The 25,797-nt window shown below is 58.3% G+C and carries 21 protein-coding genes; 4 read left to right on the forward strand and 17 right to left on the reverse strand.

Annotation, left to right across the window (positions count from 1 at the left end):
• Positions 1–62: 62 nt before the first annotated feature.
• From APT89_RS12370 to APT89_RS12395, 6 genes are all read right to left on the reverse strand, one after another.
• Complete coding sequence (locus APT89_RS12370; protein ID WP_028014063.1) at positions 63–938, reverse strand: 4Fe-4S dicluster domain-containing protein; 876 nt, start codon at positions 936–938, stop codon at positions 63–65.
• On the reverse strand, positions 938–1,726 hold the full coding sequence (locus APT89_RS12375) for a dimethyl sulfoxide reductase anchor subunit family protein (RefSeq protein ID WP_060572531.1): 789 nt from the start codon (positions 1,724–1,726) through the stop codon (positions 938–940). Before APT89_RS12375 ends, APT89_RS12370 begins: the two co-directional genes overlap by 1 nt.
• Complete coding sequence (locus tag APT89_RS12380) at positions 1,719–2,348, reverse strand: DMSO/selenate family reductase complex B subunit (RefSeq protein ID WP_003860631.1); 630 nt, start codon at positions 2,346–2,348, stop codon at positions 1,719–1,721. The genes APT89_RS12375 and APT89_RS12380 overlap by 8 nt, the downstream gene beginning before the upstream one ends.
• Positions 2,345–4,723 (reverse strand): DMSO/selenate family reductase complex A subunit, encoded by a 2,379-nt coding sequence (locus APT89_RS12385; RefSeq protein WP_060572533.1) that lies wholly within the window; start codon positions 4,721–4,723, stop codon positions 2,345–2,347. The genes APT89_RS12380 and APT89_RS12385 overlap by 4 nt, the downstream gene beginning before the upstream one ends.
• 88 nt (positions 4,724–4,811) lie before the next feature.
• Positions 4,812–7,139, reverse strand: coding sequence for a peptidoglycan glycosyltransferase PbpC (pbpC, locus tag APT89_RS12390; RefSeq protein WP_060572535.1), 2,328 nt, complete (start codon positions 7,137–7,139; stop codon positions 4,812–4,814).
• Between the two features lies 1 nt (position 7,140).
• A complete protein-coding gene (locus APT89_RS12395) occupies positions 7,141–12,093 on the reverse strand; it encodes an alpha-2-macroglobulin family protein (RefSeq protein WP_060572537.1) in 4,953 nt (1,650 codons plus the stop codon).
• Positions 12,094–12,380: 287 nt separating this feature from the next.
• On the opposite strand from APT89_RS12395, the gene APT89_RS12400 reads away from it, so the two are divergent.
• From APT89_RS12400 to APT89_RS12415, 4 genes are all read left to right on the forward strand, one after another.
• Positions 12,381–13,925, forward strand: coding sequence for a PTS transporter subunit EIIC (locus APT89_RS12400; protein WP_041908714.1), 1,545 nt, complete (start codon positions 12,381–12,383; stop codon positions 13,923–13,925).
• A gap of 12 nt (positions 13,926–13,937) precedes the next feature.
• Entirely contained in the window at positions 13,938–15,305 is a 1,368-nt protein-coding gene (locus APT89_RS12405; protein WP_060572539.1) for a 6-phospho-alpha-glucosidase, read from the forward strand.
• Between the two features lie 90 nt (positions 15,306–15,395).
• A complete protein-coding gene (gene sseA, locus APT89_RS12410) occupies positions 15,396–16,241 on the forward strand; it encodes a 3-mercaptopyruvate sulfurtransferase (protein WP_028014070.1) in 846 nt (281 codons plus the stop codon).
• Positions 16,241–17,011, forward strand: coding sequence for a MurR/RpiR family transcriptional regulator (locus tag APT89_RS12415; RefSeq protein ID WP_028014071.1), 771 nt, complete (start codon positions 16,241–16,243; stop codon positions 17,009–17,011). Before sseA ends, APT89_RS12415 begins: the two co-directional genes overlap by 1 nt.
• Positions 17,012–17,028: 17 nt before the next feature.
• On the opposite strand, the gene sseB is transcribed toward APT89_RS12415, so the two are convergent.
• The 11 genes from sseB to trmJ all read right to left on the reverse strand — a co-directional run bounded on the left by sseB (position 17,029) and on the right by trmJ (position 25,751).
• Positions 17,029–17,805 (reverse strand): enhanced serine sensitivity protein SseB, encoded by a 777-nt coding sequence (gene sseB / locus APT89_RS12420; protein ID WP_032648693.1) that lies wholly within the window; start codon positions 17,803–17,805, stop codon positions 17,029–17,031.
• Between the two features lie 96 nt (positions 17,806–17,901).
• Positions 17,902–19,188 (reverse strand): aminopeptidase PepB, encoded by a 1,287-nt coding sequence (gene pepB / locus APT89_RS12425; protein ID WP_060572542.1) that lies wholly within the window; start codon positions 19,186–19,188, stop codon positions 17,902–17,904.
• A gap of 53 nt (positions 19,189–19,241) precedes the next feature.
• Entirely contained in the window at positions 19,242–19,442 is a 201-nt protein-coding gene (iscX, locus tag APT89_RS12430; RefSeq protein WP_059354130.1) for a Fe-S cluster assembly protein IscX, read from the reverse strand.
• Position 19,443: 1 nt separating this feature from the next.
• A complete protein-coding gene (gene fdx, locus APT89_RS12435) occupies positions 19,444–19,779 on the reverse strand; it encodes an ISC system 2Fe-2S type ferredoxin (RefSeq protein ID WP_003860652.1) in 336 nt (111 codons plus the stop codon).
• Position 19,780: 1 nt separating this feature from the next.
• Positions 19,781–21,631 carry a Fe-S protein assembly chaperone HscA gene (gene hscA, locus APT89_RS12440; protein WP_047364172.1) on the reverse strand — a complete coding sequence of 617 codons (1,851 nt, stop codon included), beginning with the start codon at positions 21,629–21,631 and terminating at the stop codon, positions 19,781–19,783.
• Positions 21,632–21,645: 14 nt separating this feature from the next.
• Positions 21,646–22,161, reverse strand: coding sequence for a co-chaperone HscB (hscB, locus tag APT89_RS12445; protein WP_045260178.1), 516 nt, complete (start codon positions 22,159–22,161; stop codon positions 21,646–21,648).
• Between the two features lie 76 nt (positions 22,162–22,237).
• A complete protein-coding gene (iscA, locus tag APT89_RS12450; RefSeq protein WP_003860659.1) occupies positions 22,238–22,561 on the reverse strand; it encodes an iron-sulfur cluster assembly protein IscA in 324 nt (107 codons plus the stop codon).
• A gap of 13 nt (positions 22,562–22,574) precedes the next feature.
• Complete coding sequence (gene iscU, locus APT89_RS12455; RefSeq protein ID WP_003860661.1) at positions 22,575–22,961, reverse strand: Fe-S cluster assembly scaffold IscU; 387 nt, start codon at positions 22,959–22,961, stop codon at positions 22,575–22,577.
• A 24-nt stretch (positions 22,962–22,985) separates the two neighbouring features.
• Complete coding sequence (iscS, locus tag APT89_RS12460) at positions 22,986–24,200, reverse strand: cysteine desulfurase (RefSeq protein ID WP_003860663.1); 1,215 nt, start codon at positions 24,198–24,200, stop codon at positions 22,986–22,988.
• A 117-nt stretch (positions 24,201–24,317) separates the two neighbouring features.
• Positions 24,318–24,809 (reverse strand): Fe-S cluster assembly transcriptional regulator IscR, encoded by a 492-nt coding sequence (iscR, locus tag APT89_RS12465; protein WP_008502158.1) that lies wholly within the window; start codon positions 24,807–24,809, stop codon positions 24,318–24,320.
• A 216-nt stretch (positions 24,810–25,025) separates the two neighbouring features.
• Entirely contained in the window at positions 25,026–25,751 is a 726-nt protein-coding gene (gene trmJ, locus APT89_RS12470) for a tRNA (cytosine(32)/uridine(32)-2'-O)-methyltransferase TrmJ (protein ID WP_028014076.1), read from the reverse strand.
• Positions 25,752–25,797 lie beyond the last annotated feature (46 nt).

The raw sequence follows: 25,797 nt of genomic DNA on the forward strand, positions 1-25,797 counted from the left end.
TAAAGAGCAATAGCGCCATTGCCTATGGTTCTGCATAACATTTTTTTAAAATGAGACGAAGATTAGCAACAGGCCGGATTTCGCATACCGTGTTGATGGCGTAAACAGAGCGGGCACTGCTTTTCATCAGGCGTAAATGACCAGAACTGGCGCTGGCACGTCAGGCAAACTGCTTTATATGCGGGAGTGGCCACGTTTTTTGCCGGTCCATCTGTTTCTGCGACGTTTATCGCCTCGTGCTGACATACTGCCTCACAGCCACCGCAGCCGGTACAGCGCCCGGTCTCCACCACCAGCGCGGCGTTCTCAAACCGAATCGCGTTTTCCGGGCAGCTTCGCCAGCACGCACCGCACAGCACGCACTTATTAATATCGAGTGCGATATCTGACTCGCTAAATGTCGAGAATGCCCTGCGCAGCTCCCGCGGCCCCGGGGAAACGCGACAGGCTTTTACATCCTCGCGGGGAACGTGCATCAACGCACGACGAGCGATATTCACCTCGCCGATCGGTATGAGCTTAAACCCCCACTCCGCTTCACCACGGCGACGAAGCGCAAGATTAAGCCGGGCAAGCGCCAGCAGCCAGTCAGGGTATTGCTCTGCGTCGATACTGATAAAACGAACCTGGCGTTGCGCGTGCCACAGCAGCAGCTCATTCACCCCAGGTGCGCGTTCAGTAAAAGGCCCAACAAGGGTATCTCCACGCAGAAATCGCTTTCGCGGCGCGATGCCGGTAATGGCCCCGGAGGGGCAGACGAACAGGCAGTCACCGCATTCAATACAGCGATTTTCATCAACCGAGACGCCGGTTTCCGTAAAAGAAAAAGCCTGCGCTGGACAAACGTCCGCGCAGGCGCAACAGGAAGCGTGGCGAAAACGGCGACGGACGCACGCATGCGTCACGTCCATCGCCGGGGCAAACGTCAATCTGCCCATCAGCCAATACTGAAGAAAACGAAGCGCAGCATCAGCTCACCCACAATCAGTAAGGCGCTGCCCAGCAGCATTGAGCCGCGTGCCGCTCTTAAGCCGCCCGCAGCAAAGCACAGCAGACCCGCAACAGAAACGCACCAGCTCAGCAGATGTACCGCGCGCAGTTGTTCGAGCATCCGTAGCGGTGCGTGAGGGAACGTCACCACGGTATTGTCCATGGCAGTGATGTCTGCCAGCCAGACGGGCTGCATCACCAGACGCACAAGCACCACCAGCGTGATAATGACAACCGCCGCACGCAGGGTAGTCTGGGAACGCATCCCAACTGCCATGCAGGCTGAACCGATGATACCCACCGAGCCGATAAACAGTACCAGCGTGTTAATGTGCTTCCAGGTCACCACGGACGCGTGCATGTAGATTTGTGCCATGCAGAACACGTCCACCAGCCCGACAAGACCCGCCACGGCCAAAAGCAGCTTCCAGCCTGGCTTATTGGAAAACATCAGCAGCACGGCGAGGCCAAGCGCCGCCAGGTAAAGGCTGGCGAAGATAATCTCGCGGCTCAGCCACGAACTGGAAACGTGGCGTAGCGCGTTCAGGGCGTTGAGCGGATAGCCCATATGCAGCGCTGAGGCGAGCAGCCCCAGGCTCGCCAGCACAAACGCCCCAGCGGCAGGCAGCAGCGCGCTACGCGGTGTAGTATGCGCCCCCCCGAACGCCAGCCAGAGCGTCACGCCAACCGATCCCTGCAGGAACAGCGTAAAAATCAGCAGCGGTAACTCATGCATGACGTTTCCCCTCTTTCTCTGCGCCCTGATGCGCTTTGATCACCAGGTTTGGTTTTGTAATCGAGGAATCAGGCAAGCCCTTCACATCGCATACCGCACCGTATTTCGCCCGAAGTTCATCAATAGGCCCAAATTTGATCGCCTCAAGCGGACAGGTTGCCACGCAGACGGGCTGCTCGCCCTTTGCCTGCAGATCCACGCAAAAATCGCATTTGGACATCTGCCCGGTCTGCTCGTTGAGCTGTGGCGCGCCGTAAGGGCAAGACCACGCGCAGTAGCCGCAGCCAACGCACTTGTCCGTATCGACGCGCACGATGCCGTCGCCCGGACGCTTGTGCATTGCGGTGGTCGGACAGTTTTTGGTGCAGATCGGGTCCGCACAGTGGTTACAGGAAATAGAGAGCGTGTAGGCAAAAACGTTGTTGCTAACGCCGCCCTGCCCGGTTGGGATGAAATTCCCGCCGTTGACTTCGTATACGCGACGGAAACGACGTCCGACCTCAAGGTTGTTTTTATCTTTGCACGCCACCTGGCATGCCTTGCAGCCCGAGCAGCGGGAAGAGTCAATATAGAAACCCAGCTGTTTATCGCTCACCGGCGCATAGTGTTTAAACTGACTCATGCTTTTGTTACCTCCACCAGCATGGTTTGATGGGAATTCCCTTTCGCAAGCGCGGTAATACGGGCAGAGCTGAGCACGTTCGCGCAGCCGCCTTTATCGACGCCCTGTTCGTCCGGCTGCCACCAGGCGCCTGCCTGCATGGCAACAACGCCCGGAATGATGCGCGGCGTGACTTCAGCCGGAATTTCACAAATGCCGCGCGCGTTATGAATGCGCACGGTATCCCCCTGGGAAATGCCGCGCTTTTGCGCGTCCTGTGGGTTGATCCACAGCTTTTGCTGCTGCGCCTCAATCAGCCACGGGTTGGCGTACTGGGTTGAGTTAGCACGGTTTTTGCCTTTCCAGGTGATCAGCTGCAGCGGGAAGGTTTTCGCCAGTTCGTCTTCCGGCCCTTCGTGGGCGGGCACGTAGTGCGACAGCGCCGGAATCTCCGGATGGTGCATGTCGAACAGACGCTTCGAGAAGATCTCAATTTTCCCGGACGGCGTCGGGAACGGATGATTTTGCGGATCGCGAATATTGTCTTCAAAAGCGACGAACGGCGCGCTTTTGAAAAGATGCTGGCGCGTCTTTTGTAGCGTCGCGAAGTCCGGCAGGTTTTCATCTGGCATGGAGAGCCGTGTCTGCTCCCAGATGTGCTCAATCCACGCTTTTTCGTCACGGCCCTCGCTGAATGCAGGTTCGACGCCAAGCTTAGCAGCAACTTCCCGCAGCCAGTCGTAGTCTGAACGGCGTTCGAATTCAGGTTCAATCAGCTTTTCCGACAGGATCAGATAGCTTGCCGTGCCCCAGGTTTCGCCGATATTCCAGCGTTCCATAAAGCTGGTTTCCGGCAGGAGAAGATCGGCGTATCGGGCGCTCGGCGTCATAAACAGATCGCTTGCCACGATAAACTCGATTTTCGACTCGTCTTCCAGCACGCGCGTCGCCTGATGCAGATCCGGGTTCTGGTTAGCCAGATAATTTCCCGCCAGCGAAAACAGGATGCGGATATTACTGTCCAGCTTCTCTGCATCCTTCAGGCCGTCTTCCGCCGTTACCTTAGAAGCATCATCGGCGGCCTGCACCCAGTTCATCACCGATATTTTGGCTTTTACCGGGTTATCCGGCATCTCCGGCCCGGCAGCAAATTTACGATTAGCGCAGCCGCCATAGCCTGCCGCCCAGCCGCCCTTCACCCCAACGTTACCCGTCAGCGTTGCCAGTAACGTCGAGCCGCGCGCGGTGCGCTCGCCGCAGTTATGGCGCTGCGGTCCCCAGCCCTGGATCAGCGCAGCGGGTTTGGTGGTTGCGTAGTCGCGCGCCAGCTGACGAATGGTCTGCGCAGGCACGTGGGTGATTTTCTCTGCCCACTCGGGCGTTTTCGCCACGCCATCTTTTGCGCCGCTCAGATAAGCCATCAGGGATTCATTGGCCGGAACGCCTTCCGGCATGGATGCTTCGTCAAAGCCCAGGGTATAGCGCTGGATGAAGTCGCGATCGTGCAGGTTCTCCGTGACGATCGTGTACATCATGGCGTCCATCAGGGCGTTGTCTGTTGTGGGAAGTAGCGGGATCCACTGGTCGGCAAGAGAGGAAACCGTATCGGAATAGCGCGGATCGACAACGATAAAGCGCGTGCCGTTTTGCTTCATCTTCTGATAGAAGTAGTTGCTGTGACCAAAGATCGTTTCCGTCGGGTTATGTCCCCAGAGAATGACCAGTTTGGTATCCAGCAGCGTGTCCAGAGAGCTGCCGCTGGCGGCGGTGCCGTAGGTATACGGCGTGGCTGCCGCCGTGTTGCCCATACTGACCGAGTGATAGCTTTCAAGATAGCCGCCGGTTAAGTTGAGCAGACGACGAACCATTTTATCGCCGGAAAACGTTCCGCCGGATACCGCAGTGCCCACATGCACATAGCGTGAGGCAGCGCCGTATTTTTGTGTAATCTTTTTTAATTGATTCGCAATAAGCGTGGTGGCTTCGTCCCAGCTAATACGCTCGAATTTTCCTTCACCACGTTTACCCACGCGTTTCATTGGATATTTAAGCCGATCGGGATGATAAACAAATTTCCGATAAGCGCGGCCACGAACGCAGGCGCGCATAACAGGCATTTGAGGATCCAGTTCATTATCCGGACGCGTTGAAATTCTCGTGACTACGCCCTCGCTGACGTGAGCGCGAATATCACATTTGCCGCCGCAGTCAAACGTGCTGCAGGTTTGCACCACTTTTTCTTCAGGCGTCGCGTGTGTTGCCGCTGCACTCTGTGCCTGTGCTTTACCTGTTGTCGCTACAAAAGGAAGGGCGGCGAGCGCCGACCCTGCCTGAATAAAATGACGCCGGGATAGCGCGGGAATAAGCCCCTCTCCCTGATTTTTATTTTTCTTCATTGCTCGTTCCTTAAAATAAAAACGCATTCTCGTTTTTTTTCAGGAACGAATATTGATAATTATCAAACTAACTCTTCGGGGGTAACACTTAACGGTCTAATTCAAAATTCACCGTCGCCGTTTGTCCTGAGTCATCCATTACAAGTAATTGATATTCGCCAGGCAAATATAATTTTAATGAATGAGTATTATTGCGGCCTTCTAACGGTTCTCCATTTAAAAACCACCAGCGCCCACCTTCTCCTCCAGTCGTAATAACAGATAGCGTCACGTTCCCTTCACCAGGGAGTCGCTTAATAACAGCCCCCTCTCTGATACCCGAAATCATAAGCGGTGCTGCATTGTTATTATCCAGCGGCGGGCAGAGCGTCGATCTCGCAGGAAGACGCGCAGCCCTTTTTTCCGCTGCGGGCAGCCACGGCTCCAGCGGCAGCGGCCAGACGTCGAGAACTTTTTCTGTGGCATCAGGGCAATCTGCCGCCACACGCTTGCCCGTTTTATCCAGCCAGACCGGGAAACGAATGCCGCGAATACCTTCCTGTTCCGGCAGCAGCAGCGTGGGTGGTTCACTCCCTTCGAGCAGCCAGGTCGAAAGACGACGCCGACAGTTTTCACTGCCTTCCGGCAGCGACTGGCCGCCCGGCCAGCAGATCACGCCCCGCCCAACGCTTTCCGGGCGCGGATCGCGCGGCAGGCGGGCCTCGTCTATTGTCGAGCGTGACTGAAGCAGGTTATTCACCTGGTTTAATAGCGGAACCGCGCTGGCAAAACCAAACTGCCCCGCTACCGGCGTGCCGTCAGGTCGCCCTGTCCAGATACCTATTACATACCGGGCATTCAGACCGATGGCCCAGGCATCGCGGTAGCCATAGCTGGTGCCCGTTTTCCACGCCAGCGGCGCAATTTGCGGCAGCGCACTGTCCGGCAGCGGCTGCGCTTCATTCGCCAGAATACGGCGAATAATCCACGCCGAACCTGGCGATAACAGCGGGCGTTCAGTTAGCGGGTCGCCCGGCTGTAAGCGCAGCCGGCCCGCCTTGCCATGCCTTGCAAAGGCGCTGTACGCGGCGGCGATATCCGCCAGCCTCGCGCCTGCGCCACCCAGGATCAGCGACAGATTCGGCTGCGCTCCGGCAGGCAGGATCAGCGGCAGGCCTGCGTTACTCAGCATCCCGGCAAACCGTTTGGGACCGTAGGCTTCCAGCACCTGGACGGCTGGCAGGTTGAGCGAGCGCACCAGCGCTTCACTCATGCTGACCGGCCCGTGGAACCCGCTGTCAAAATTTCCCGGGCGATAATCACCGGTTTTTCTGGGCACGTCCTGAAGCAGCGAGGCGGGATGGATCAGGCCATCATCCAGCGCCATACCGTAGATAAACGGTTTCAATACCGAGCCCGGGGATCGGATCGCGTTAACCATATCCACATGGCTGAAACGCGTGTCATCGTTGATATCCACCGAGCCGACCCAGCCGCGCACCTTCATGTCGGTATGATCGACCACGATCATCGCCAGCGAACTGCGTGCCGGCAGGCGGGATTTCCAGTTCATCGCCAGCTCTTCCAGCTGCCGTTGCAGTCCGGCATCCAGCGTAGTGACAATCTTTGTGTCGCGGCTTTTGCCGAGCATTATGCGTGCAAAGAGCGGCGCCAGCTGCGGCATCTGCCGGGGAGCCAGCCATACCGGCTCTTCACGGGACTCCTTCACCTGCTTTGCTGACCAGACGCCCTGAATCATCATGCGATCGAGCACTTTGTTGCGTGCCGCTTCGGCCCGCTCGGGCCAGCGATCCGGGCGCAGACGGCTGGGTGCCTGCGGCAGTACCGCCAGCAACGCCGCGTCGGAGTAGCTCAGCTGCGACGGGGGTTTCCCAAGGTAGGTCCAGCTTGCTGCTCCCACGCCCTGCAGCGTGCCACCAAACGGAGCACGATTGAGATAGAGCGTAAGAATGTCACGCTTAGAGAGGTGCCATTCCAGCTGCATCGCCCGCCAGAGCTGGCGAATTTTGCCGCCAAAGGTGCGCGGATGCGGATCCAGCAGGCGTGCCACCTGCATGGTAAGCGTGCTTCCTCCCGAAACCACTCTTCCGGAGCTGAGATCCTGCCAGGCGGCGCGCAGAACAGAGAGCGGGTTTACGCCCGGATGCTCCCAGAACCAGCGATCTTCGTACTGGATCAGAGCCTCAAGATAACGGGGAGAAACCTCTTCAATGGTCACCGGGTAGCGCCAGATGCCTTCGCTGTCGGCAAAACGCCAGAGCGGCGCGCCCTTCTCGTCCACCACAACTCGTGCGGGGTTAACCTCTTTCAGAGGCAGCGGCCACAGGCGGTCGGCGGCGACAATCAGCCCCCCTAAAACGAGAAGCGCTCCCGCCAGCCAAAGCCAGCGGGAGCGTGTCAGACGCGCTATCAACATATTACGGAACAACAATCAGCGGGCCGCTGGCCGCACCCGTTGCCCGCCACTGCGGAACGTACATAGACTCCACCATCGGAACCGGCACCTGGTAGGTGCCCGGCGTTACGGCACGGGCCAGATAAACCAGCGTAACCGGCTGACCTTCGTTTACCGGCACGGCGGCCACAAAGCGGTCGTCGCGGAACTCCATGTGCTGAATGTCCGCCTGCTGCATCTGGCTGAGCAGGTTCTGCACTTCGCTGCCGCTGTCCTGCAGGCTTGCGCTGCTGCTCGCCAGGTTCTGGTTTTCCAGCTCCAGACCAGCCGGGAGGAGATCCACAACCAGCGCATCCGGCACGTTCTGGCTGGCTTTCACTTCAAGCCAGACCAGCACCAGCTCACCGCTCTTCAGCGAAGAGAGCGATTTGCTGCTGCCGTCCGTTGCCAGGATATGACGTTCAACCTGCAGCACGTTGGAACTTGGCTGAGGCGCATATTCCGGATAGCCGGTGCTGTCCAGACGCACCCACAGCGGTGCCGTGCCGGTATTGGTTACCTGAAGCGCACCAAGCTGGTCGCCGCTTACGTTTTGTACCTGCGCCTTATCGCCGCCTGATGCGGTATCAGACAGGGAGGTTTTCGCCTGCCATGCGCCTGACAGGGTTTGCAGCGAACGTCCGGCCAGGAACAGCGCATTGCTCTCCTGGGTGGATAGCCAGCGCTGGCTGAATGCCTGTTCAGAAAGAGCAATCAGCAGCGTATTTTGCGCATCCGGCAGCAATTTATACTCCTCCAGAAGGGAGAGCATCAGCGCGTTATCGCGAAGCGGGCTGCCGTAATCGGCCATCCATGTTTTGCTGTCGTTGCGCGGCGTTTTGAGCGCCAGATCCAGCGCCTGCTGGCTGCGCGGCGCGTCGCCCATCAGTTTGAGCGCCATACCCAGCTGCATCAGCGGCAGCCCGGAGGCGGCCTGAGCGTGGCGATCCCAGATTTCACGCAGCGCGCCCAGCGGGGCTTTTTGCTGACGCGCCAGCACCAGCGAGGCATACGCCTGCACGGCAAATTTGCTGGCCTGGGTGTCGTCGCTGTAGCGGATAGACATCATGCCCGGATCCTGCAGATAGCGCAGCAGTCGGTTGTTGGCGTTGTTCACCGCATCGGCAGGTACGCTATAACCCTGCTCGCCCGCGCGCACCAGGAAGTCAGTCACATAGGCGGTCAGCCAGTACTCTTCAGGCCCGTTTTTATCCCACAAGGCAAAACCGCCATCATCACGCTGCATCTGCAGCAGACGGGAGATCCCGATATCAATGGCAGCACGGCGCTGGTCATCGGTATCTCCTTTTATACCAAGCGCGGTAAGCTGCGCGGCGTTAGTATAGAGTGACGGGAACAGGCCGCTGGTGGTCTGCTCCAGGCAGCCATACGGATACGCCTGCAGTTCACGAATATAGCGCGCCAGGTTGAGCGGTGGTTTGCCGCTCAGCAGCAGTTGTCCCTGCAGAGTGGCGGGAGAGAAACCGTTGCTGTGCTGCGCCGGTGCGGTCCAAGACTCGCCGGGATTCAGCATGGCACCGGTATTGACCGTCTGCGCCGGGAACGCCGGACGAATGCCGATTTTCCAGCTTTTCTGCTGCGGGGCAAAGGTTTCGCCCGGAAGCTCCAGGCCGGTAACCTGTGCCGTCACCTCACCGTCGCCATAACCCTCCAGCGCACGCACCGGAATAAACAGGGTACTGCGCGCGCCCGGCGGCAACTGAACCGGCTGCGGCTGTACACCTTCCAGTGACAGTTTGCCTGTCGCGCTCAGGGCGACGTTCAGCGATTGCGGTTTGTCGGTCAGGTTAGTGAGATCCAGCGTCAGCCGTGAGGTATCTCCACTTGCCAGGAAGCGCGGAGTATTAAGCTCGGTAATAACCGGCGCGGCCACCACAACCTTGCTTTCGCTGCTGCCGAAATCATCTTCCGTCCACGCCTGCGCCATCAGACGCAGTTCGCCGTTGAAATCACCAATCGGCAGCGTAACGGTGCCTTCTCCGTTGGCATCCAGCGTAACCGGCTGAGCCTGCTGGGCAATAATGGTGACGTGGTTCACCGGCGGTTTACCGCCGCGCTTGAGTTCATCGCCGTCACCACCGAAACGCAGCGCGGCCATGCGGCCCTGCCCTTCAATGACCTGGCCGTAGATATCATAGATATCCGCGCCGTAACGCTTCTGGCCGAAGAAGGCTTGCCATGGATCTGGCGTAACGTAATCGGTAATGTTCAGCACGCCGCTGTCCACCGCCGACACCAGCACGTTCACTTTCTGCGGAACCGCCCCCTCTTTCACGCTGGCCTTCACCTTCACAGAGAGCGTCTGGTTTGGACGCATTTTTTGCGGGTTATCCAGCGCAATGTTCAGGCGGCGATTTTCGTCGCCCATCGGCAGATGCAGCAGACCAACCGCGCGCTTCGGCGTGGCGGATTTGGATTTATCGCCAGGACGCACCACCAGTGTACTGAGATAGAGATCGTGACGTTTCCAGGCTTTATCCACCGGAATGGAAAGATCGAGCCCGTTTGCCGGTACGTCGATCTCTTTCCACCACAGCGGCCCTTCGCTGGACTCGATCATCGCATAGCCCTTGCCTGCGGCTGGCGCTGCAATGTGCAGCTGGATGGTATCGCCTGGCTGATAGGCCGGTTTATCCAGTTTCAGGGTCACGCGGTCAGGGCGCGCCGCACCCGTGCCGTCGCTGTTATCCTGCCAGCTGTAACCTGCCCAGAAGCGCACGCTGCTGACCACATCATCAGGCGCTTTCACTTCCAGACGGTATGAGCCCCACTCCACCGGGAAGGTGACTTTGCCGGTTTCATCGGCCTTAAGGCTAAGCTCCTGCTCGCCCTCAATCAGATCTTTTTGATCAAACTGAGACTGCCAGCCTTCGCTCTCGGACCAGTTCCAGAAATAGTCGCGGCGTTCACGGATCAGGCGTACCTGCAAACCGGATACCGCTTTTTTCGCGCCGCTGGCATCGGCATAGACGATGTCAAAGTTGGCGTTACCGTTCTCGTCGACGATCGGTTGGTTGACGGTGGTATCGGTACGGTAGTCGTAGACCGCCTTACTGGCGAACTGCGGACGGATACCCGGCAGTTGCGCCGCCGGCCAGATAGCCTGCTCCGCGCGGCGCGTCACCGGACGGCCGCCTGATTCCAGCAGGCTCGCCTGCAGGATCAGCTGCAGAGGCGAGTGTACCTCTTTCCACTGGCTTTCGATGGTGACCTGCCCGTGCCCCTGCTCATCCAGCGTAAGCTGCACTTCATCCAGACTGCGGCTCAGGTTTTCTTCCGCAATATCACCAAACTGGAAGCCGGGCAGCGCAGCAACGGCCTCACGCAGCGGACGCAGGAAAAGCTGGCCCTGAAGAGAATTGCCGTTGGCCGGAGCGCCATACAGGTAATAGCCCACGATGTTGAAGTCCACCTCAGCCTGTGGGGAAACCGGTGCTTTTTGTCCCGTCAGATTGAGCGCCATACGCTCGGGCATAAAATCTTCGACGTGGAAATCCCACAGGCGCTGCTGGTTATCGCCCGTATTGGCGCGAATATGCCACATGCCGGTCTGCGCGCCGCTATCCAGCGGGTAGTTGAAGCGGTAGAGGCCGTTCTCAGGCTGAACAACGATCGTGCGTGCCACCTGGCCGTCCGGGCGCAGCACGTCAAGCTTCACGGGCTGATCGGGAAGCGGTTTTCCGTCGCTGTCGCGCAGCAGGCCGTTAAGGATCACCGTTTCACCCGGACGATAAAGATCGCGTGGGCCAAACATAAAGAATTGCTTGCTGAAGCCGGGGCTACCGGCGATGTCGAACTCTGCCAGGTCGAGCGCTGGGAGCTTGAGATCGAGCAGCGTAGTCTGGCCGTCTTTGCTGGCGAGGATCAGCGCGGCTTCTTTGTCTGTTTCAAGCTTCGCATGGCCGTCGGCGTCGCTGCTGGCTTCGGCGAGCGTCTGACCTTTGTCATTCAGCAGCGTGACGGTGACGCCGGACTGCGCCGCACCGTTTTCCAGGCTCTGGGTGAAAATGTCCAGCCGGTTATGATAGCGGTGAGCAGACAAACCGATATCGCTCAGGGTAAAGAGCGTTGCGGCATTGCTGTAGTTGTAGTGCCCTGCCTGGTTCATGACGGCGATATAAACGCCGGACTGCTGAAGCGGCTTGATATCTTTAAGCGGCAGGAGCAGTTTTTCACGCGTGTTGCGCGCCGGGTTGAGGTCAAAACGACCGGTATAGACCAGTTCCGCCATCTTCAGCAGATTGTCAGATTCCCAGTTGGTCAGCGAGTTGCGGTACTCCCACTGGCTGACAAACGAGGCCAGCGATTCCGGCTTCACGCGGTAGAAATTGACGTCCACATTGTTGACGTTAAGCGCCATCACCGGCAGCCCTTCCACCACTTTGCCCGGCAGCAGCGAGCCGCGGCTGGCGAAACCGACCGACGGCTCTATATCTCGCGTGGTCAGGGCTTTTTCATAATCAATGCCAAAGGTCGCTTTGTTCAGCGCCACCAGGCCACGATCCACGGTGATAACCAGATTACGGTTTGGCTCCAGATGGCGCAGGCGCAGCTCTTTCAGGTTAGGCGCAAGTTCCCACGCCCCGTCAACTTTGCCGCTTTTCTTATCCACGACGTGAACCGTCTTCGCGAAATCCTGTTCCGGATCCAGCGGGACAGAGAAGGTCAGCACCAGCGTAGCGGCGCCGTCCAGTTGCACCTCAGACGCATCAAGCAGAGTCAGCGCTTTTCCCTGACTCTGGGCGGCCATTTTAGCCAGCTTTTCAGCGTCGGGCTTTTCCGCGGCTTTCGGTGTTGATGCGGTGGATGCTGCGGGAGCCGCAGCCTGAGGTTTATCGTCGCTGTTATCACAGCCGACAAGCGTAAAGGTGGTGAGCAGCGCGAGAGAGATCGCGGCTAAGCGAAACGGTTTCATCCTGTGTCCCTGGCCTGAGGGGGCCTGTTGGTCGTCGTCCGGATAAGTATTATCCGCAAGTTTCGTTAATACAAAAAGTCCAATTTAAGAATCTGGAAAGCGCCTCGCAGAATGGCATCACGCCGCTACACCGGGATGGAACCGCGATCACAACGCATAACGTCACATGTTACCTTTTACGTCATTTGTTTTTAAAACAAGAAGATAGCTGGATATGTTCGCTCAGAGCCTGCTAGTTTTATGACCATGACGCACCCCGAGTGCGCGGTTCAAAAAGAGAGAAAGCCATGAAACGAGCCGTGAACGCCCTACAAAATTTCGGAAAATCATTATACGGACCGGTACTTATCTTACCGATTGTCGGTCTGTTTATCGCCTTTGGCAATGTGCTGGGCAACGGTAACCTGGCCGAATACCTGCCGTTCCTTGGTCATCCGCTTATCCAGAGTATCGGCCAGCTGATCGCCAAATCTGCCGTGTCGGTGCTGGTCAACCTGGCGCTGGTGTTTGCCGTCGGGATCCCGATTGGTCTGGCGACGCGCGATAAAGGCTACGCGGCGCTGATTGGTCTGGTGACTTTCGTGGTGTTTATCAACGCCATGAACGTGACGCTGCAGCTGCAGGGCGAGCTGGCCCCTGCTGAGCAGATGAAAGCTGCGGGGCAAAGCATGGTGCTGGGCGTTCAGGTGCTGGAGATGGGCGTTTTCGCCGGGATCCTGACCGGGGCACTCTCCGGTTATCTGTACAACAAATACTCCGGCGTACAGTTTAACGGCGCGATGGCGATTTACTCCGGCCACTGTTTTGTCGCCATTGTCATGTTGCCCGTCTCTATGCTGCTCGGCGTGGTAATGAGCGAACTCTGGCCGTTTGCCCAGCACGGCATTAGCGCCCTGGCGCTGGCAATTAAAGGCTCCGGCCCGTTCGGGGTGGCGATCTACGGTTTCCTTGAGCGCATTCTGGTGCCGACCGGCCTGCACCATCTGGTTTATACGCCGTTCCTGTATACCGAACTGGGGGGCACGCAGGAGGTGTGCGGCACGGCTTATCAGGGGGCGCGCAATATCTACTTCGCCGAGATGGCCTGCCCGGACGTGAAGCAGCTCAGCAGCACGGTAGTGTGGGACGCGCGCGGCATCAGCAAGATGTTCGGCCTGCCCGCCGCCGCGCTGGCGATGTACATGACCGCGAAGCCGGAGCGTAAAGCCGTTGCGAAAGCCATTCTGATCCCGGCGGCGCTGACCTCGCTGCTGGTCGGCGTGACCGAACCGATTGAATTCTCCTTCCTGTTCGTCGCCCCGCTGCTGTTCGTGGTGCATGCGGTCCTGACCGGTATTGGCATGATGCTGTTCTCGCTGCTGGGCGTTCATGCCATCGGCGCCAACGGGATTATCGATTTCATTCTCTACAACCTGCCGCTCGGCACCGAGAAATCCAACTGGCCGATGTACATCGTGGTTGGGCTGATCATGTTTGCCCTCTACTTCGTGGTGTTCCGCTTCCTGATCCTGCGTTTCAACATGAAAACGCCGGGCCGTGAGGATGAAGATCAGGAGACACGCCTCTACAGCAAGCAGGAGTACCAGGCGAAAGGCAATAACGACGGGCTGGGCGAGTCCATCGTGGTGGGCCTGGGCGGCCGGGAAAATATTGAGGTTGTGGATAACTGCTACACCCGCTTACGCGTCACGGTGAAGGATGTTGCCATCATCGACGAGCCGCGCCTGAAGGCGACCGGCGCGAAAGGGGTTATCAAACAAGGTAACAACGTTCAGGTGGTCTACGGGCTGCACGTCAAAAAAATGCGAGAAGCCGTTGAGACGTTTCTCTGAAAGGAGCTAAAGATGTTTACACCCCCATTCATTCTGTCGATTGCCGGCGGCGGCAGCACTTACACGCCGGGAATTGTGAAAAGCCTGATGGTGCGCCTGCAGGATTTCCCGCTGGCCGAAATCCGCCTCTATGACATTGACGAGGCGCGTCAGAACACCATTGCGCCGGTGGTTGAGAAAGTGATTCGCGACCACAGTCAGAGCATCAAATTTACCGTCACCAGTGACCCGGAAGTGGCTTTCAGCGGCGCGCATTTCGTTTTCGCCCAAATGCGCGTCGGCCAGTACAAAATGCGCGAGCAGGATGAGAAGATCCCGCTGCGTCACGGCGTCGTCGGCCAGGAGACCTGCGGCCCCGGCGGGCTGGCCTACGGACTGCGCACGATCCTGCCGATGGTCGAGCTTATCGATCTGGTGGATCGCTACGCGCATGAGAAAGCCTGGATCGTGAACTACTCCAACCCGGCGGCGATCGTCGCGGAGGGCGTGCGACGCCTGCGACCAAATGCTCGCGTGCTGAACATCTGCGATATGCCGGTCGCGGCGATGCGTAATATGGGGGCCATTCTGGGTGTCGATCGTCGCAAACTGGAGGTGGACTACTTTGGCCTGAACCACTTCGGCTGGTTTACCCGCGTGCTGGTGGACGGCGAGGACAAATTACCGGAGCTGCGTAAACATATCGCGAAGTTTGGCCTGCTGACGGAAGATGCCGCAAAAACCGATCCGCAGCACTCGGATCCTTCGTGGGTTAAAACCTGGCGCAACATCAAGCCGATTATGGATAACTTCCCGGAGTACCTGCCGAACCCGTACCTGCAGTATTACCTGATGCCGAACCAGATTGTGGAGCATCAGAACCCGGACTATACCCGCGCCAATGAAGTGATGGACGGGCGCGAGAAAAAGCTGTTCGCCGCAGCCGAAGAATACAAGCACACCGGGATTTTACCGGATGCCTTCCACGTGGGCGTTCACGGCGAGTTTATCGTCGATGTCGCCTGCTCGCTGGCCTTTAACCTGCGCCAACGCCATCTGGTAATGGTGGAGAACCGCGGGGCGATTACCAACCTGCCTTATGATGCGGTGGTGGAAGTACCCGCCTATATCACCTCCGAAGGGCCGGAGCCTGTGCGCGTGGGGCTGGTACCGCTGTTCCACCAGACCCTGCTGCAACAGCAGCTGGCGTCTGAACAACTGCTCGTAGAGGCGACCATCGAAGGCAGCTATGAGAAAGCGCTTCAGGCGTTCACCCTCAACCGCACCGTGCCCACCATGGAGCACGCAAAAGCGATTCTGGATGAGATGATAGAAGCCAACCGCGACTACTGGCCTGCGCTGCAAAAAGCCTGGCAGGACGGCGAAACGGTGAAAAAATAGGGGCTTGCTCGCGAGTTGAACGTGGTTTGCTTGTCGGTGTCAGAAAAAACACCGACAATCCTTTTTTACGGAAAAGAATGGAGGCAACCCATGTCCACCTCATATTTTGTAGCCGCCGACTGGCTGATTGAGCACGGCGACGATCCGGAAGTCCAGATTATTGACGCGCGTATGGCCCCGCCGGGCCAGGAACATCGTGACGTTCCCGGTGAATACCGCGCAGGGCATCTGCCTGGCGCGGTATTTTTTGATATCGAAGCCCTCTCCGATCATACCTCTCCCCTGCCGCACATGCTGCCGCGCCCGGAAGCGTTTTCCGTGGCGATGCGCGAGCTGGGCGTCAGCAAAGACAAACATCTTGTTGTTTACGATGAAGGCAATCTGTTCTCCGCGCCGCGCGCTTGGTGGATGCTGAAACAGTTTGGCGTGGAAAAAGTCTCGATTCTGGCGGGCGGTCTGGCGGGCTGGAAGCGTGACGAGCTGCCGCTCCAGCAGGGCGACGTGACGCTGCCGGAAGGCGAGTTCGACGCGACGTTCGACGCTAACGTGGTGAAGCGCCTCACCGACGTACTGGTCGCGAGCCATGAAAAGACGGCGCAAATCGTCGATGCGCGCCCTGCACCACGCTTTAACGCTGAAGCGGATGAACCACGTCCAGGGCTGAGACGAGGCCATATTCCAGGTGCGCTGAACGTGCCGTGGGGCGACCTGGTGTTTGAGGGCGAGCTGAAAACTACCGACGAGCTGCGTGCCATATTTGACCGCGCGGGCGTGGATTTACATCGCCCGATTATTGCCAGCTGCGGCTCCGGCGTGACGGCCTGCGTGGTGATCCTGGCGCTCGCCACCCTCGGCGTCAACGACGTTACGCTCTACGACGGCGCCTGGAGCGAATGGGGGGCGCGTGACGATCTGCCAGTTGAACCGGCGAAATAATGGATAACCGCCTGGCCACGCTGTTAACGCGCGGGGCGTCCCTGACCCGCGCGGAGTATCGCGTCCTCGCCCACCTGACGGAGCATCCGCTGCTGGTGGGCAACATCACGGTGCGCGAACTGGCGCAGGCGACGTTTGTTTCTACCGCCACCATTATGCGGCTGTGTCAGAAGCTGGGGTTTAGCGGCTTTAGTGAGTTTATCTGGCACTGCAAGCAGTTGCTCTCCGACACGCCGCATATTGCCGCTCAGGCGCAATCCCTTCCTGAGCTCCCGGCGCTGTTTAATCAGTTTATCGCTAACTATCAGCACACCTTCCAGTGGATCACGCAGGAGAAGCGCCAGCAGTTCGCCGACCTGCTGCGGCAGAAAGAGAGCTTTTTTCTCTACGGGGCCGGGTTTTCCTATCTCTTTGCCGAATACCTGACCAAGAAGCTGCAGGTGTTGGGCAAAACGGCGTTCATCTCCGGGCCGGGGGACAGCCGAAACATTTTTCTCAGCAACGCTGCGCGTTATCAGGTATTTATTGCCGTCTCCCGCAGCGGCGAAACGGAACAGGTGCTGGATAAGGCGCGGATTGCCAAAAACGTCGGCATGACGGTCGTCGCCTTTACCCGCGCCTCGGCCAATACGCTGGCGGGCATGGCGGACGTGCACTTTGCGCTGTATGACGAGGCGGTGCACTTCGCTGCCGAAGCCGCGGGCGTGACGTCCTTTGAGTCGAATCTGGTGCTGCTGATGGATTTACTGCTGCTGGAGGCAACGGGGTGACATTCACCCCGCCGTAATCAGATGATGCGGTTGGTCTTGAGATCGCGCAGGAAGCCGCCCCAGCGACGCTCATAGAACGGCGTGATGTGCTCGGTAATAAAATGGCTGATGCCCTTCTCACCGTTTTTCACCTGACAGATATCGATCGGCTCATCGCCCGGCAGCGTGTCGGTGGCCACGCTTCCCGCCGCCTGAACGATCTCGTCGAAATCGCCATCGGCTTCAATACCGATCAACAGCACCGGCTTTTCGTCCGCGCGCTCTTTAATGGAGCAGAGAAACGCGCGCCTGACGGGCTTGAGCGTTTTGAACAGCGTTGTCAGGGAATCGATCATCTGCGCAGGCGGCTCGGCCACCTCAGACAGTAGCAGCGTTTCGCCCCCTTCCAGCACTTCCTGCGTGCTGAGCGGATTGCCCTCTTCACCAATCAGGTGGCTGATCTCGCGCGGGGTGAACTCTTTCCCGGTTGGCAGCTTAGCGTTAAGGAACAGCGTCTGGCCCAGCGTCATTTCGAACAGCGTGCGCACCGGCATCACCACGAACGCCTGTTCATCTTCTACCGCTTCCTGCAACGCTTCCAATGAAGTGAAGAACGGGATAACCGACGTGCCGTCATCTTTCTCCCAGTGCAGCAGATCCAGCGCGCTGTCTTCGACAACCTGCTCACCTTCCGCCGCGGTGCCCGGTACCCAGACGGTGGATTCCAGTAGCGTGCGGAAAAATGCTGGACGGTGGGCGGGCTCGGTCGCCGCCTGTTCCAGCAGGGTTTCTAATTCGTTTTTGGTATCTGACATAGTTTGGCTACTTCAATAAACGCCGGGTGGCGCTTTGCTTACCCGGCCTACAAAACCACAGGCCCGTGCAAGCGCAGCGCCGCCGGGCAAAAAAGATCACTCAGCCGTCAGCAGGTTCGCCACGGTACGCACGCCCAGACCGGTCGCACCCGCGGACCACTGCTCAACTGCCGCCTTACGGTAGGTTGCGGAGCAGTCGATGTGCAGCCAGCCTTCGTGATAGTTCTCAACGAAGTGCGACAGGAAGCCTGCTGCGGTACTTGCACCCGCCGGGTACGCCGCGCTCGCGGTGTTATTCAGCTCGGCAAAGTTAGACGGCAGCTGGCTGCGGTGGAACTCGGCCAGCGGCAGACGCCAGAACGGTTCGTTTTCCGCAGCCGCGCTTGCCAGCAGGCGAGCGGCCAGCTTGTCGTCAAAGCTGAACAGCGCGTGGTAGTCGTTGCCCAGAGCGGTTTTCGCCGCGCCGGTCAGGGTCGCCATGTCGATAATCAGCTCTGGCTTCTGGGCAGAGGCGTCGATCAGGCCATCGGCCAGCACCAGACGGCCTTCGGCATCGGTGTTCATCACTTCGACATTTTTACCGTTGCGGTAGCGAATGATGTCGCCCAGCTTGAAGGCGTTGCCGCTCACCATGTTGTCCGCGCAGCACAGGTAGAGCTTCACGCGCTTGTTCAGACCGCGGGTGATGGCGAATGCCAGCGCGCCGGTGATGGTTGCCGCGCCGCCCATGTCGGACTTCATGGAATCCATGAATGCGCTCTGCTTCAGGCTGTAGCCGCCGGTGTCGAAGGTGATACCTTTACCGACCAGGCAGGCAAAGACAGGCGCTTCTTTATCGCCGGTTGGGTTGTAATCCAGCGCCAGCAGGACCGGAGGACGTTCGGAGCCACGGCCCACGGTATGAATGCCCATGTAGTTCTGCTCGCGCAGATCTTCACCTTTGGTGATGCGGTAGGACATGTTATCCCCCGCCACGCCGCACAGCAGGTCAACCGCACGCTGCGCCAGTTGCTCAGGGCCTAACTCCTCCGCCGGGGCGTTAATGGTGTCGCGCACCCAGTCGATAATTTTCAGGCGGCTTTCCAGCTCTTTTTGACCGGCTTCGTTGAGGTTCGCCCACTCAATTTTGCGGGTGCCTTTCGGGCCTTTGTAGCCCGCCCAGAACGCCCAGCTGCGGTCAGTATCCCAACCTTCGCCTTCCAGCGAGACATGCTTAATGCCCAGGCCGTCAATTTTACGCGCGGCGCGCTGGATCAGACCTAAATCATCTTTGCCCGTCAGGTGCAGGGTGATACCGTCGTTGTTGATGCTGTAGCTGGCTTTCTCGCCCCAGCGCGCGTCGGCGGGCTGCGTAGAGAGCGTAATCTTCATCGCTTCGGTCATTTTATTTATCCTTATTAGCAAACGGGCCGCCTGAAGGCAGCCCGTTAAGTGATTTACTCTGCTTCATCTAACCAGACTAACAGAATCGCCTCCAGAATTTTTTCATTGGATGCGTTTGGATCGTCGTCGAAATCCTCTAAATTGCAGATCCACTGGTGCATGTCGGTGAATCGTACGGTTTTGGGATCGAGATCCGGGTTCGCGTCGTAGAGCGCTTCGCCGATTTCACGGCTGTCTGTCCACTTCAGTCCCATATTAATGCTCGCGTGCGTGGTTGATGGTGTAGCGTGGGAATTCCACGACCAGATCTTCATCGGTCACCGCGGCCTGGCAGCTCAGGCGGCTGTCTGGCTCCAGACCCCATGCTTTATCCAGCATGTCGTCTTCGTCTTCGGTGCTCTCGGCGAGAGAGTCGAAACCTTCACGCACGATGCAGTGGCAGGTGGTGCAGGCACAGGATTTTTCACAGGCGTGTTCCACTTCGATACCTGCACGCAGGGCAACATCGAGAATGGTTTCACCGGTCTTCGCTTCCAGAACAGCACCATCCGGACAGAGGTCCGCATGAGGCAAAATAACAATCTTTGGCATATTAAACCTCGTCCACGGACTGGCCTTTCAGCGCGACGCGGACAGATTTGTCCATGCGGCGAGCAGCGAAGTCCTGGGTTTGTTTATCAACGTTTTTAATGGCTTCTTCTATTGCGTCAGCGTCATTGCCTTCGGCGACTGCGCGTAAGCGCGCGGCAGCCTCGTCAATCACCTGACGCTCGGCGGCGCTTAACAGCGCGGCATCGGCAGCGAGCGCCCCGTTCAGACTTTCCAGCACACGTGCGGCTTCAACTTTCTGTTCAGCCAGCATACGCGCCTTCACATCCTGCTCGGCGTAGCTCATTGAATCCTGGATCATGGAGGCGATTTCGCCATCGGTCAGACCGTAGGACGGCTTCACCTGGATAGACGACTCCACGCCGGTGGATTTTTCCATCGCCGTGACGCTCAGCAGGCCGTCCGCATCCACCTGGAAGGTGACGCGAATGTGCGCCCCGCCCGCCGGCAGCGCCGGGATACCGCGCAGCGCAAAGCGCGCCAGAGAGCGGCAGTCCTGCACCAGTTCGCGCTCGCCCTGCATCACGTGGATGGACATCGCGGTCTGGCCGTCTTTGAAGGTGGTGAACTCCTGCGCACGCGCCACCGGAATGGTGGTGTTACGCGGGATCACTTTCTCCACCAGGCCGCCCATGGTTTCTAAACCGAGAGACAGCGGGATGACGTCCAGCAGCAGCATTTCACTGTCCGGCTTGTTGCCAACCAGAATATCGGCCTGGATAGCGGCACCGACGGCAACCACTTTGTCCGGGTCGATGGAGGTCAGCGGCGTGCGGCCAAAGAATTCGCCCACGCGCTCGCGCACCAGCGGCACGCGCGTTGAGCCGCCCACCATGACCACTTCCAGCACCTCGTCAGCCTCCACGCCCGCATCCTTCAATGCGCGACGGCAGGCCAGCAGGGTGCGTTTAACCAGAGGCGCAATCAGCTCGCTGAACTGGTCGCGGGTGATTTCACCCTGCCAGCCTGCGACATTAACGCTGACCGACTGCGCATCGCTCAGCGCAATTTTGGCGTCGATGGCCGCATCCAGCAGTTCGCGCTGAACGCGCGCATCGCTGCGATCGCTGATGCCCGCCTGCTCGCGGAAGTAGTCCGCCAGCAGATGGTCGAAATCATCGCCGCCGAGCGCGGAATCCCCGCCGGTCGCCAGCACTTCAAACACGCCGCGGCTCAGGCGCAGGATAGAAATATCAAAGGTACCGCCGCCGAGGTCGTAAACCGCAATCACCCCTTCCTGACCGGAGTCGAGGCCGTAGGCAATCGCCGCCGCCGTCGGTTCGTTCAGCAGGCGCAGCACGTGCAGGCCCGCCAGACGCGCAGCGTCTTTGGTGCCCTGACGCTGTGCGTCGTCAAAATAGGCCGGAACGGTGATCACTACGCCGTCCAGATCGCCGCCGAGCGTCGCCGTCGCGCGCGCCGCCAGCGCTTTGAGGATGTCAGCAGACACGCGAATTGGGTTCAGCAGGCCGGCCGCCGTGGCAATCATCGGCAGACCGTTTTCACTGGCCTGCAGCTGATACGGCAGGTGCGGGTAGCGGGTCTGGATATCGGCCAGCGAGCGGCCCATCATGCGCTTTACGGAGCTGATGGTGTTGGCCGGATCGCGCGCGGCGTTGGCGCGGGCGTCATAGCCGACCGCGTGACCCTGCTGCTGGTAGTGGACCACGGAAGGCAGCAGATGGCGGCCCTGCTCGTCGGCCAGCGTTTCCGCCTGGCCGCTGCGCACGGTCGCCACGAGGGAATTGGTGGTGCCCAGGTCAATACCGACCGCCAGACGACGCTGGTGCGGTGCGGCGCTTAAGCCAGGCTCACTAATTTGTAATAAGGCCATAATTGCTTCCGAAATTAAAAATCGAGCAGCTTTTCTTCGAGTTGTTCAGCGCTGCTTCGCAGTTTATCGAGAAAACGGAGTTTGCGCACAGTGTCTGCCGCCACGTCCCAGGTCTCGTTGTTCAGTTGCTCCACCATCTGCTGATGGCGGGTATCGAACATGCCCTTCACGCGCGTGATAAAACGTTCCAGACGCGCTTCGTCTTTGGCCTGTTCAATCTCATCCAGCTCTTCGCGCAGCTCCAGCTGTTCCATCAGAAACGCGGTGTCGCGCACGGTGTGCTGTTCGCTCGCCAGATCGAAGCCGTGGAGCGAGAGCAGATATTCTGCACGCGCCAGCGGATGGCGCAGCGTCTGCCAGGCCTGGTTGATGGTCGCGGAGTGCGATACCGCAGCCAGCTGCTCTGCCTGCGTCCCGCTGGCGAATTTATCCGGATGATACTGACGCTGCAGATCCTGAAAACGGACCGTCAGCGCCTGAAGATCGATCGGGTATTGAGCGGGTAGTCCGAAGAGAGTGAAGTAATCCATAACAATCTCAGGGGTAGCCTGTTAGAACAAACCCCACGCGCAGCAAAGCCACGGTGGGGTTTCGGATGACGCGCGGTTAAACGTGGAAGCTTTCGCCGCAACCACACTCGTCTTTGACGTTCGGGTTCGTGAATTTGAACCCTTCGTTCAGGCCTTCTTTTACGAAGTCCAGCTGAGTGCCGTTGAGAAATTGCAGGCTTTTGCCATCGACCACCACCTTCACGCCCTTGTCTTCAAACACGGTGTCATCAGACGCCGGCTCGTCAACAAACTCCAGTACGTAAGCCATACCAGAACAGCCGGAGGTACGTACGCCCAGTCGCAGGCCAAAGCCTTTACCACGGTTCGCCAGAAAAGAGCTTACTCGCGCGGCAGCGCTGTCGCTAAGGGTAATCGACATACTCAAACCTCAATTATTTTGCTTCACGTTTGCTTTTGTAATCCGCAATGGCGGCTTTGATCGCGTCTTCTGCCAGAATTGAACAGTGAATTTTCACCGGCGGCAGTTCGAGTTCTTCAGCAATATCCGTGTTCTTAATTGCCTGTGCTTCGTCCAGAGACTTGCCCTTCACCCACTCGGTGACCAGGGAGCTGGACGCAATTGCAGAACCGCAGCCGTAGGTCTTGAAGCGCGCGTCTTCAATGATACCTTCATTGTTGACTTTAATCTGCAACTTCATTACGTCGCCACACGCCGGCGCACCAACCATGCCGCTACCGACAGATTCATCGCTGTTGTCAAAAGAGCCAACGTTGCGCGGGTTCTCGTAATGATCGATAACTTTTTCGCTGTATGCCATGATTGAATTCTCCTTATATACCGATTAGTGATGTGACCATTCAATGCTGTTCAGATCCACGCCCTGCTTGAACATTTCCCACAGTGGAGAAAGGTCGCGCAGACGGCCAATGGAGTTACGAACCAGCTTGATGGTGTAGTCAATCTCTTCTTCGGTAGTGAAACGACCTAAAGAGAAACGGATAGAGCTGTGTGCCAGCTCGTCAGTCATACCCAGCGCGCGCAGCACGTAGGATGGCTCCAGGCTTGCAGACGTACAGGCAGAACCGGAAGAAACGGCCAGGTCTTTCAGCGCCATGATCAGCGATTCGCCTTCAACATAGTTGAAGCTGACGTTGAGGATGTTCGGCGCGCCCTGCTCGAGATCGCCGTTCAGATACACTTCTTCCATATCTTTCACGCCGTCCCACAGACGGTTACGCAGCGTGCGCAGGCGCGCCATCTCGGTTTCCATCTCTTCTTTCGCAATGCGGTACGCTTCGCCCATGCCCACGATCTGGTGAACAGGCAGCGTACCGGAACGCATGCCGCGCTCGTGACCGCCGCCGTGCATCTGTGCTTCGATGCGGATACGTGGCTTACGACGAACGTACAGCGCGCCGATCCCTTTCGGGCCATAGATTTTGTGGCCGGAGAAGGACATCAGGTCTACTTTCAGCTGGCTCAGGTCGATAGGCAGTTTGCCCACGCTCTGGGTCGCGTCCACGTGGTAGATGATACCGCGCGCGCGGCACATTTCGCCGATGGTGGCGATGTCCTGAACGACGCCGATTTCGTTATTAACGTGCATGATGGAGACCAGGATGGTGTCGTCACGCATCGCCGCTTCGAGCTCTTTCAGGTCAATAATGCCGTTGCTCTGCGGCGCCAGATAGGTCACTTCGAAACCTTCACGCTCCAGCTGGCGGCAGGTGTCCAGCACGGCTTTGTGTTCGGTTTTGCTGGTGATGATGTGCTTGCCTTTTTTCTGATAAAAGTTGGCTGCACCTTTGATCGCCAGGTTGTCGGATTCGGTCGCACCGGAGGTGAAAACAATCTCACGCGGGTCGGCACCCACCAGGTCAGCAATCTGATTACGGGCGATATCCACCGCCTCTTCAGCATGCCAGCCAAAACGGTGTGAACGGGAAGCTGGGTTACCAAAGTTTCCGTCCAGGGTCAGACACTGCATCATTTTCTCGGCAACACGCGGGTCCACCGGCGTGGTTGCGGAGTAGTCGAGATAAATCGGTAATTTCATTGCTCTATAAACTCCGTACATCGCTTCAATGCAAGGAATCAGGCAACCGGCTGGATGTACGACCGAGTACGCGGGGTGTGACCACCCCGGCCTGATTCTGAAATACTTATCGTTTTATTACGCGCGTAATTTGACGTCGATAGCGTCCTGCGCGCGGGTGCTGCGTTGTGAATCATGGCTGTGCTGACGACCTGATACGTCCAGAACTTCCTGGTTATTGACCAGTTCACCGAGGGTGATGTTGTTCAGGAAGCCGGTCAGACGGTCGCTCAGATCGCGCCACAGCGCGTGGGTCAGGCACTTATCGCCGCCCTGGCAGCCGCCTTTACCCTGGCAACGGGTTGCGTCAACGGATTCATCCACCGCGCTAATCACTTCGCCAACCGCAATACTGCCCGCGTCTTTACCCAGCAGATAACCGCCGCCCGGGCCACGAACGCTGGACACCAGTCCATTTTTACGCAGTCTGGAGAACAGCTGTTCCAGGTAAGAGAGGGAGATCCCTTGTCGTTCAGAAATATCAGCCAACGGAACCGGGCCCGCTTCGGAGTTGAGCGCAACGTCCAGCATCGCGGTCACGGCATAACGCCCTTTAGATGTCAGTCTCATGTCTTACTTAACCTCAAACTCGCCCCTGCCCGGGGTTTTTTATTGTAAAATGGGGGTATTGCATAGCAGGGCCAAGTCTGACATTCCTGACTAAAATGGTCAACTATTTACTTGACTGTTTTAGTCAGGTATTTAACCTTCTGTGCCTTCATAATATAGGTGCGGCCTGATGCCCTCACCCCAACCCTCTCCCACGAGGAGAGGGGGAAATCGGCACTACTCTTTATTCTTCTGTTCAATCGACGCCAGGATTCCGCGCAGGATGTTCAGCTCCTGGCTTTCCGGACGCGCGCGGGTAAACATGCGGCGCAGCTTGTTCATTACCTGGCCAGGGTGGCCTTCACGGATGAAGCCGGTAGCGAGCAGCGTCTGCTCCAGGTGACCGTAGAAACGCTCAAGGTCGTCCACCAGCGGGTAGGCCGTCTCTTCTTTCGGTTCTGCCTGCTTCTCCTGCGTCGCCAGCCACGCCATGCGCACTTCGTAGGCGATTACCTGCACCGCCATTGCCAGGTTCAGCGAGCTGTATTCCGGGTTGGCGGCAATTGCCACGTGGTAGTGGCACTTCTGCAGTTCGTCGTTGGTCAGGCCAACGCGCTCGCGGCCAAACACCAGCGCAACCGGTGCCTGCTCTGCTTCTGAGACGCTTTTCAGGCCGCATTCGCGCGGATCCAGCATCGGCCACGGCAGCGTGCGTGAACGCGCGCTGGTGCCGACAACGAGGCTGCAGCCGGCCAGCGCTTCGTCGAGGGTATCAACGATCTGCGCGTTGCCGATCACGTCGCTGGCCCCTGCCGCCAGGGCGATAGCCTGAGAGTCTGGTTTCACCAGCGGATTAACCAGCCACAGGTTCGTTAAGCCCATGGTTTTCATAGCGCGGGCAACGGAGCCCATGTTGCCGGTGTGCGATGTTTCGACCAGCACGATTCGAATGTTTTGCAGCATAATTTTTAGATGTCTGGGTTCAGTGTCTGAAGAATATTCGGGCATA

The organism is Enterobacter sp. 50588862 (assembly GCF_001462935.1).
GTDB lineage: Bacteria > Pseudomonadota > Gammaproteobacteria > Enterobacterales > Enterobacteriaceae > Enterobacter > Enterobacter bugandensis.

Bases quoted from the DNA above. Each gene is read 5' to 3' on its own strand.
- APT89_RS12370 (WP_028014063.1), bottom strand. From the start codon at position 938: ATGGGCAGATTGACGTTTGCCCCGGCGATGGACGTGACGCATGCGTGC.
- APT89_RS12375 (WP_060572531.1), bottom strand. From the start codon at position 1,726: ATGCATGAGTTACCGCTGCTGATTTTTACGCTGTTCCTGCAGGGATCG.
- APT89_RS12380 (WP_003860631.1), bottom strand. From the start codon at position 2,348: ATGAGTCAGTTTAAACACTATGCGCCGGTGAGCGATAAACAGCTGGGT.
- APT89_RS12385 (WP_060572533.1), bottom strand. From the start codon at position 4,723: ATGAAGAAAAATAAAAATCAGGGAGAGGGGCTTATTCCCGCGCTATCC.
- pbpC (WP_060572535.1), bottom strand. From the start codon at position 7,139: ATGTTGATAGCGCGTCTGACACGCTCCCGCTGGCTTTGGCTGGCGGGA.
- APT89_RS12395 (WP_060572537.1), bottom strand. From the start codon at position 12,093: ATGAAACCGTTTCGCTTAGCCGCGATCTCTCTCGCGCTGCTCACCACC.
- APT89_RS12400 (WP_041908714.1), top strand. From the start codon at position 12,381: ATGAAACGAGCCGTGAACGCCCTACAAAATTTCGGAAAATCATTATAC.
- APT89_RS12405 (WP_060572539.1), top strand. From the start codon at position 13,938: ATGTTTACACCCCCATTCATTCTGTCGATTGCCGGCGGCGGCAGCACT.
- sseA (WP_028014070.1), top strand. From the start codon at position 15,396: ATGTCCACCTCATATTTTGTAGCCGCCGACTGGCTGATTGAGCACGGC.
- APT89_RS12415 (WP_028014071.1), top strand. From the start codon at position 16,241: ATGGATAACCGCCTGGCCACGCTGTTAACGCGCGGGGCGTCCCTGACC.
- sseB (WP_032648693.1), bottom strand. From the start codon at position 17,805: ATGTCAGATACCAAAAACGAATTAGAAACCCTGCTGGAACAGGCGGCG.
- pepB (WP_060572542.1), bottom strand. From the start codon at position 19,188: ATGACCGAAGCGATGAAGATTACGCTCTCTACGCAGCCCGCCGACGCG.
- iscX (WP_059354130.1), bottom strand. From the start codon at position 19,442: ATGGGACTGAAGTGGACAGACAGCCGTGAAATCGGCGAAGCGCTCTAC.
- fdx (WP_003860652.1), bottom strand. From the start codon at position 19,779: ATGCCAAAGATTGTTATTTTGCCTCATGCGGACCTCTGTCCGGATGGT.
- hscA (WP_047364172.1), bottom strand. From the start codon at position 21,631: ATGGCCTTATTACAAATTAGTGAGCCTGGCTTAAGCGCCGCACCGCAC.
- hscB (WP_045260178.1), bottom strand. From the start codon at position 22,161: ATGGATTACTTCACTCTCTTCGGACTACCCGCTCAATACCCGATCGAT.
- iscA (WP_003860659.1), bottom strand. From the start codon at position 22,561: ATGTCGATTACCCTTAGCGACAGCGCTGCCGCGCGAGTAAGCTCTTTT.
- iscU (WP_003860661.1), bottom strand. From the start codon at position 22,961: ATGGCATACAGCGAAAAAGTTATCGATCATTACGAGAACCCGCGCAAC.
- iscS (WP_003860663.1), bottom strand. From the start codon at position 24,200: ATGAAATTACCGATTTATCTCGACTACTCCGCAACCACGCCGGTGGAC.
- iscR (WP_008502158.1), bottom strand. From the start codon at position 24,809: ATGAGACTGACATCTAAAGGGCGTTATGCCGTGACCGCGATGCTGGAC.
- trmJ (WP_028014076.1), bottom strand. From the start codon at position 25,751: ATGCTGCAAAACATTCGAATCGTGCTGGTCGAAACATCGCACACCGGC.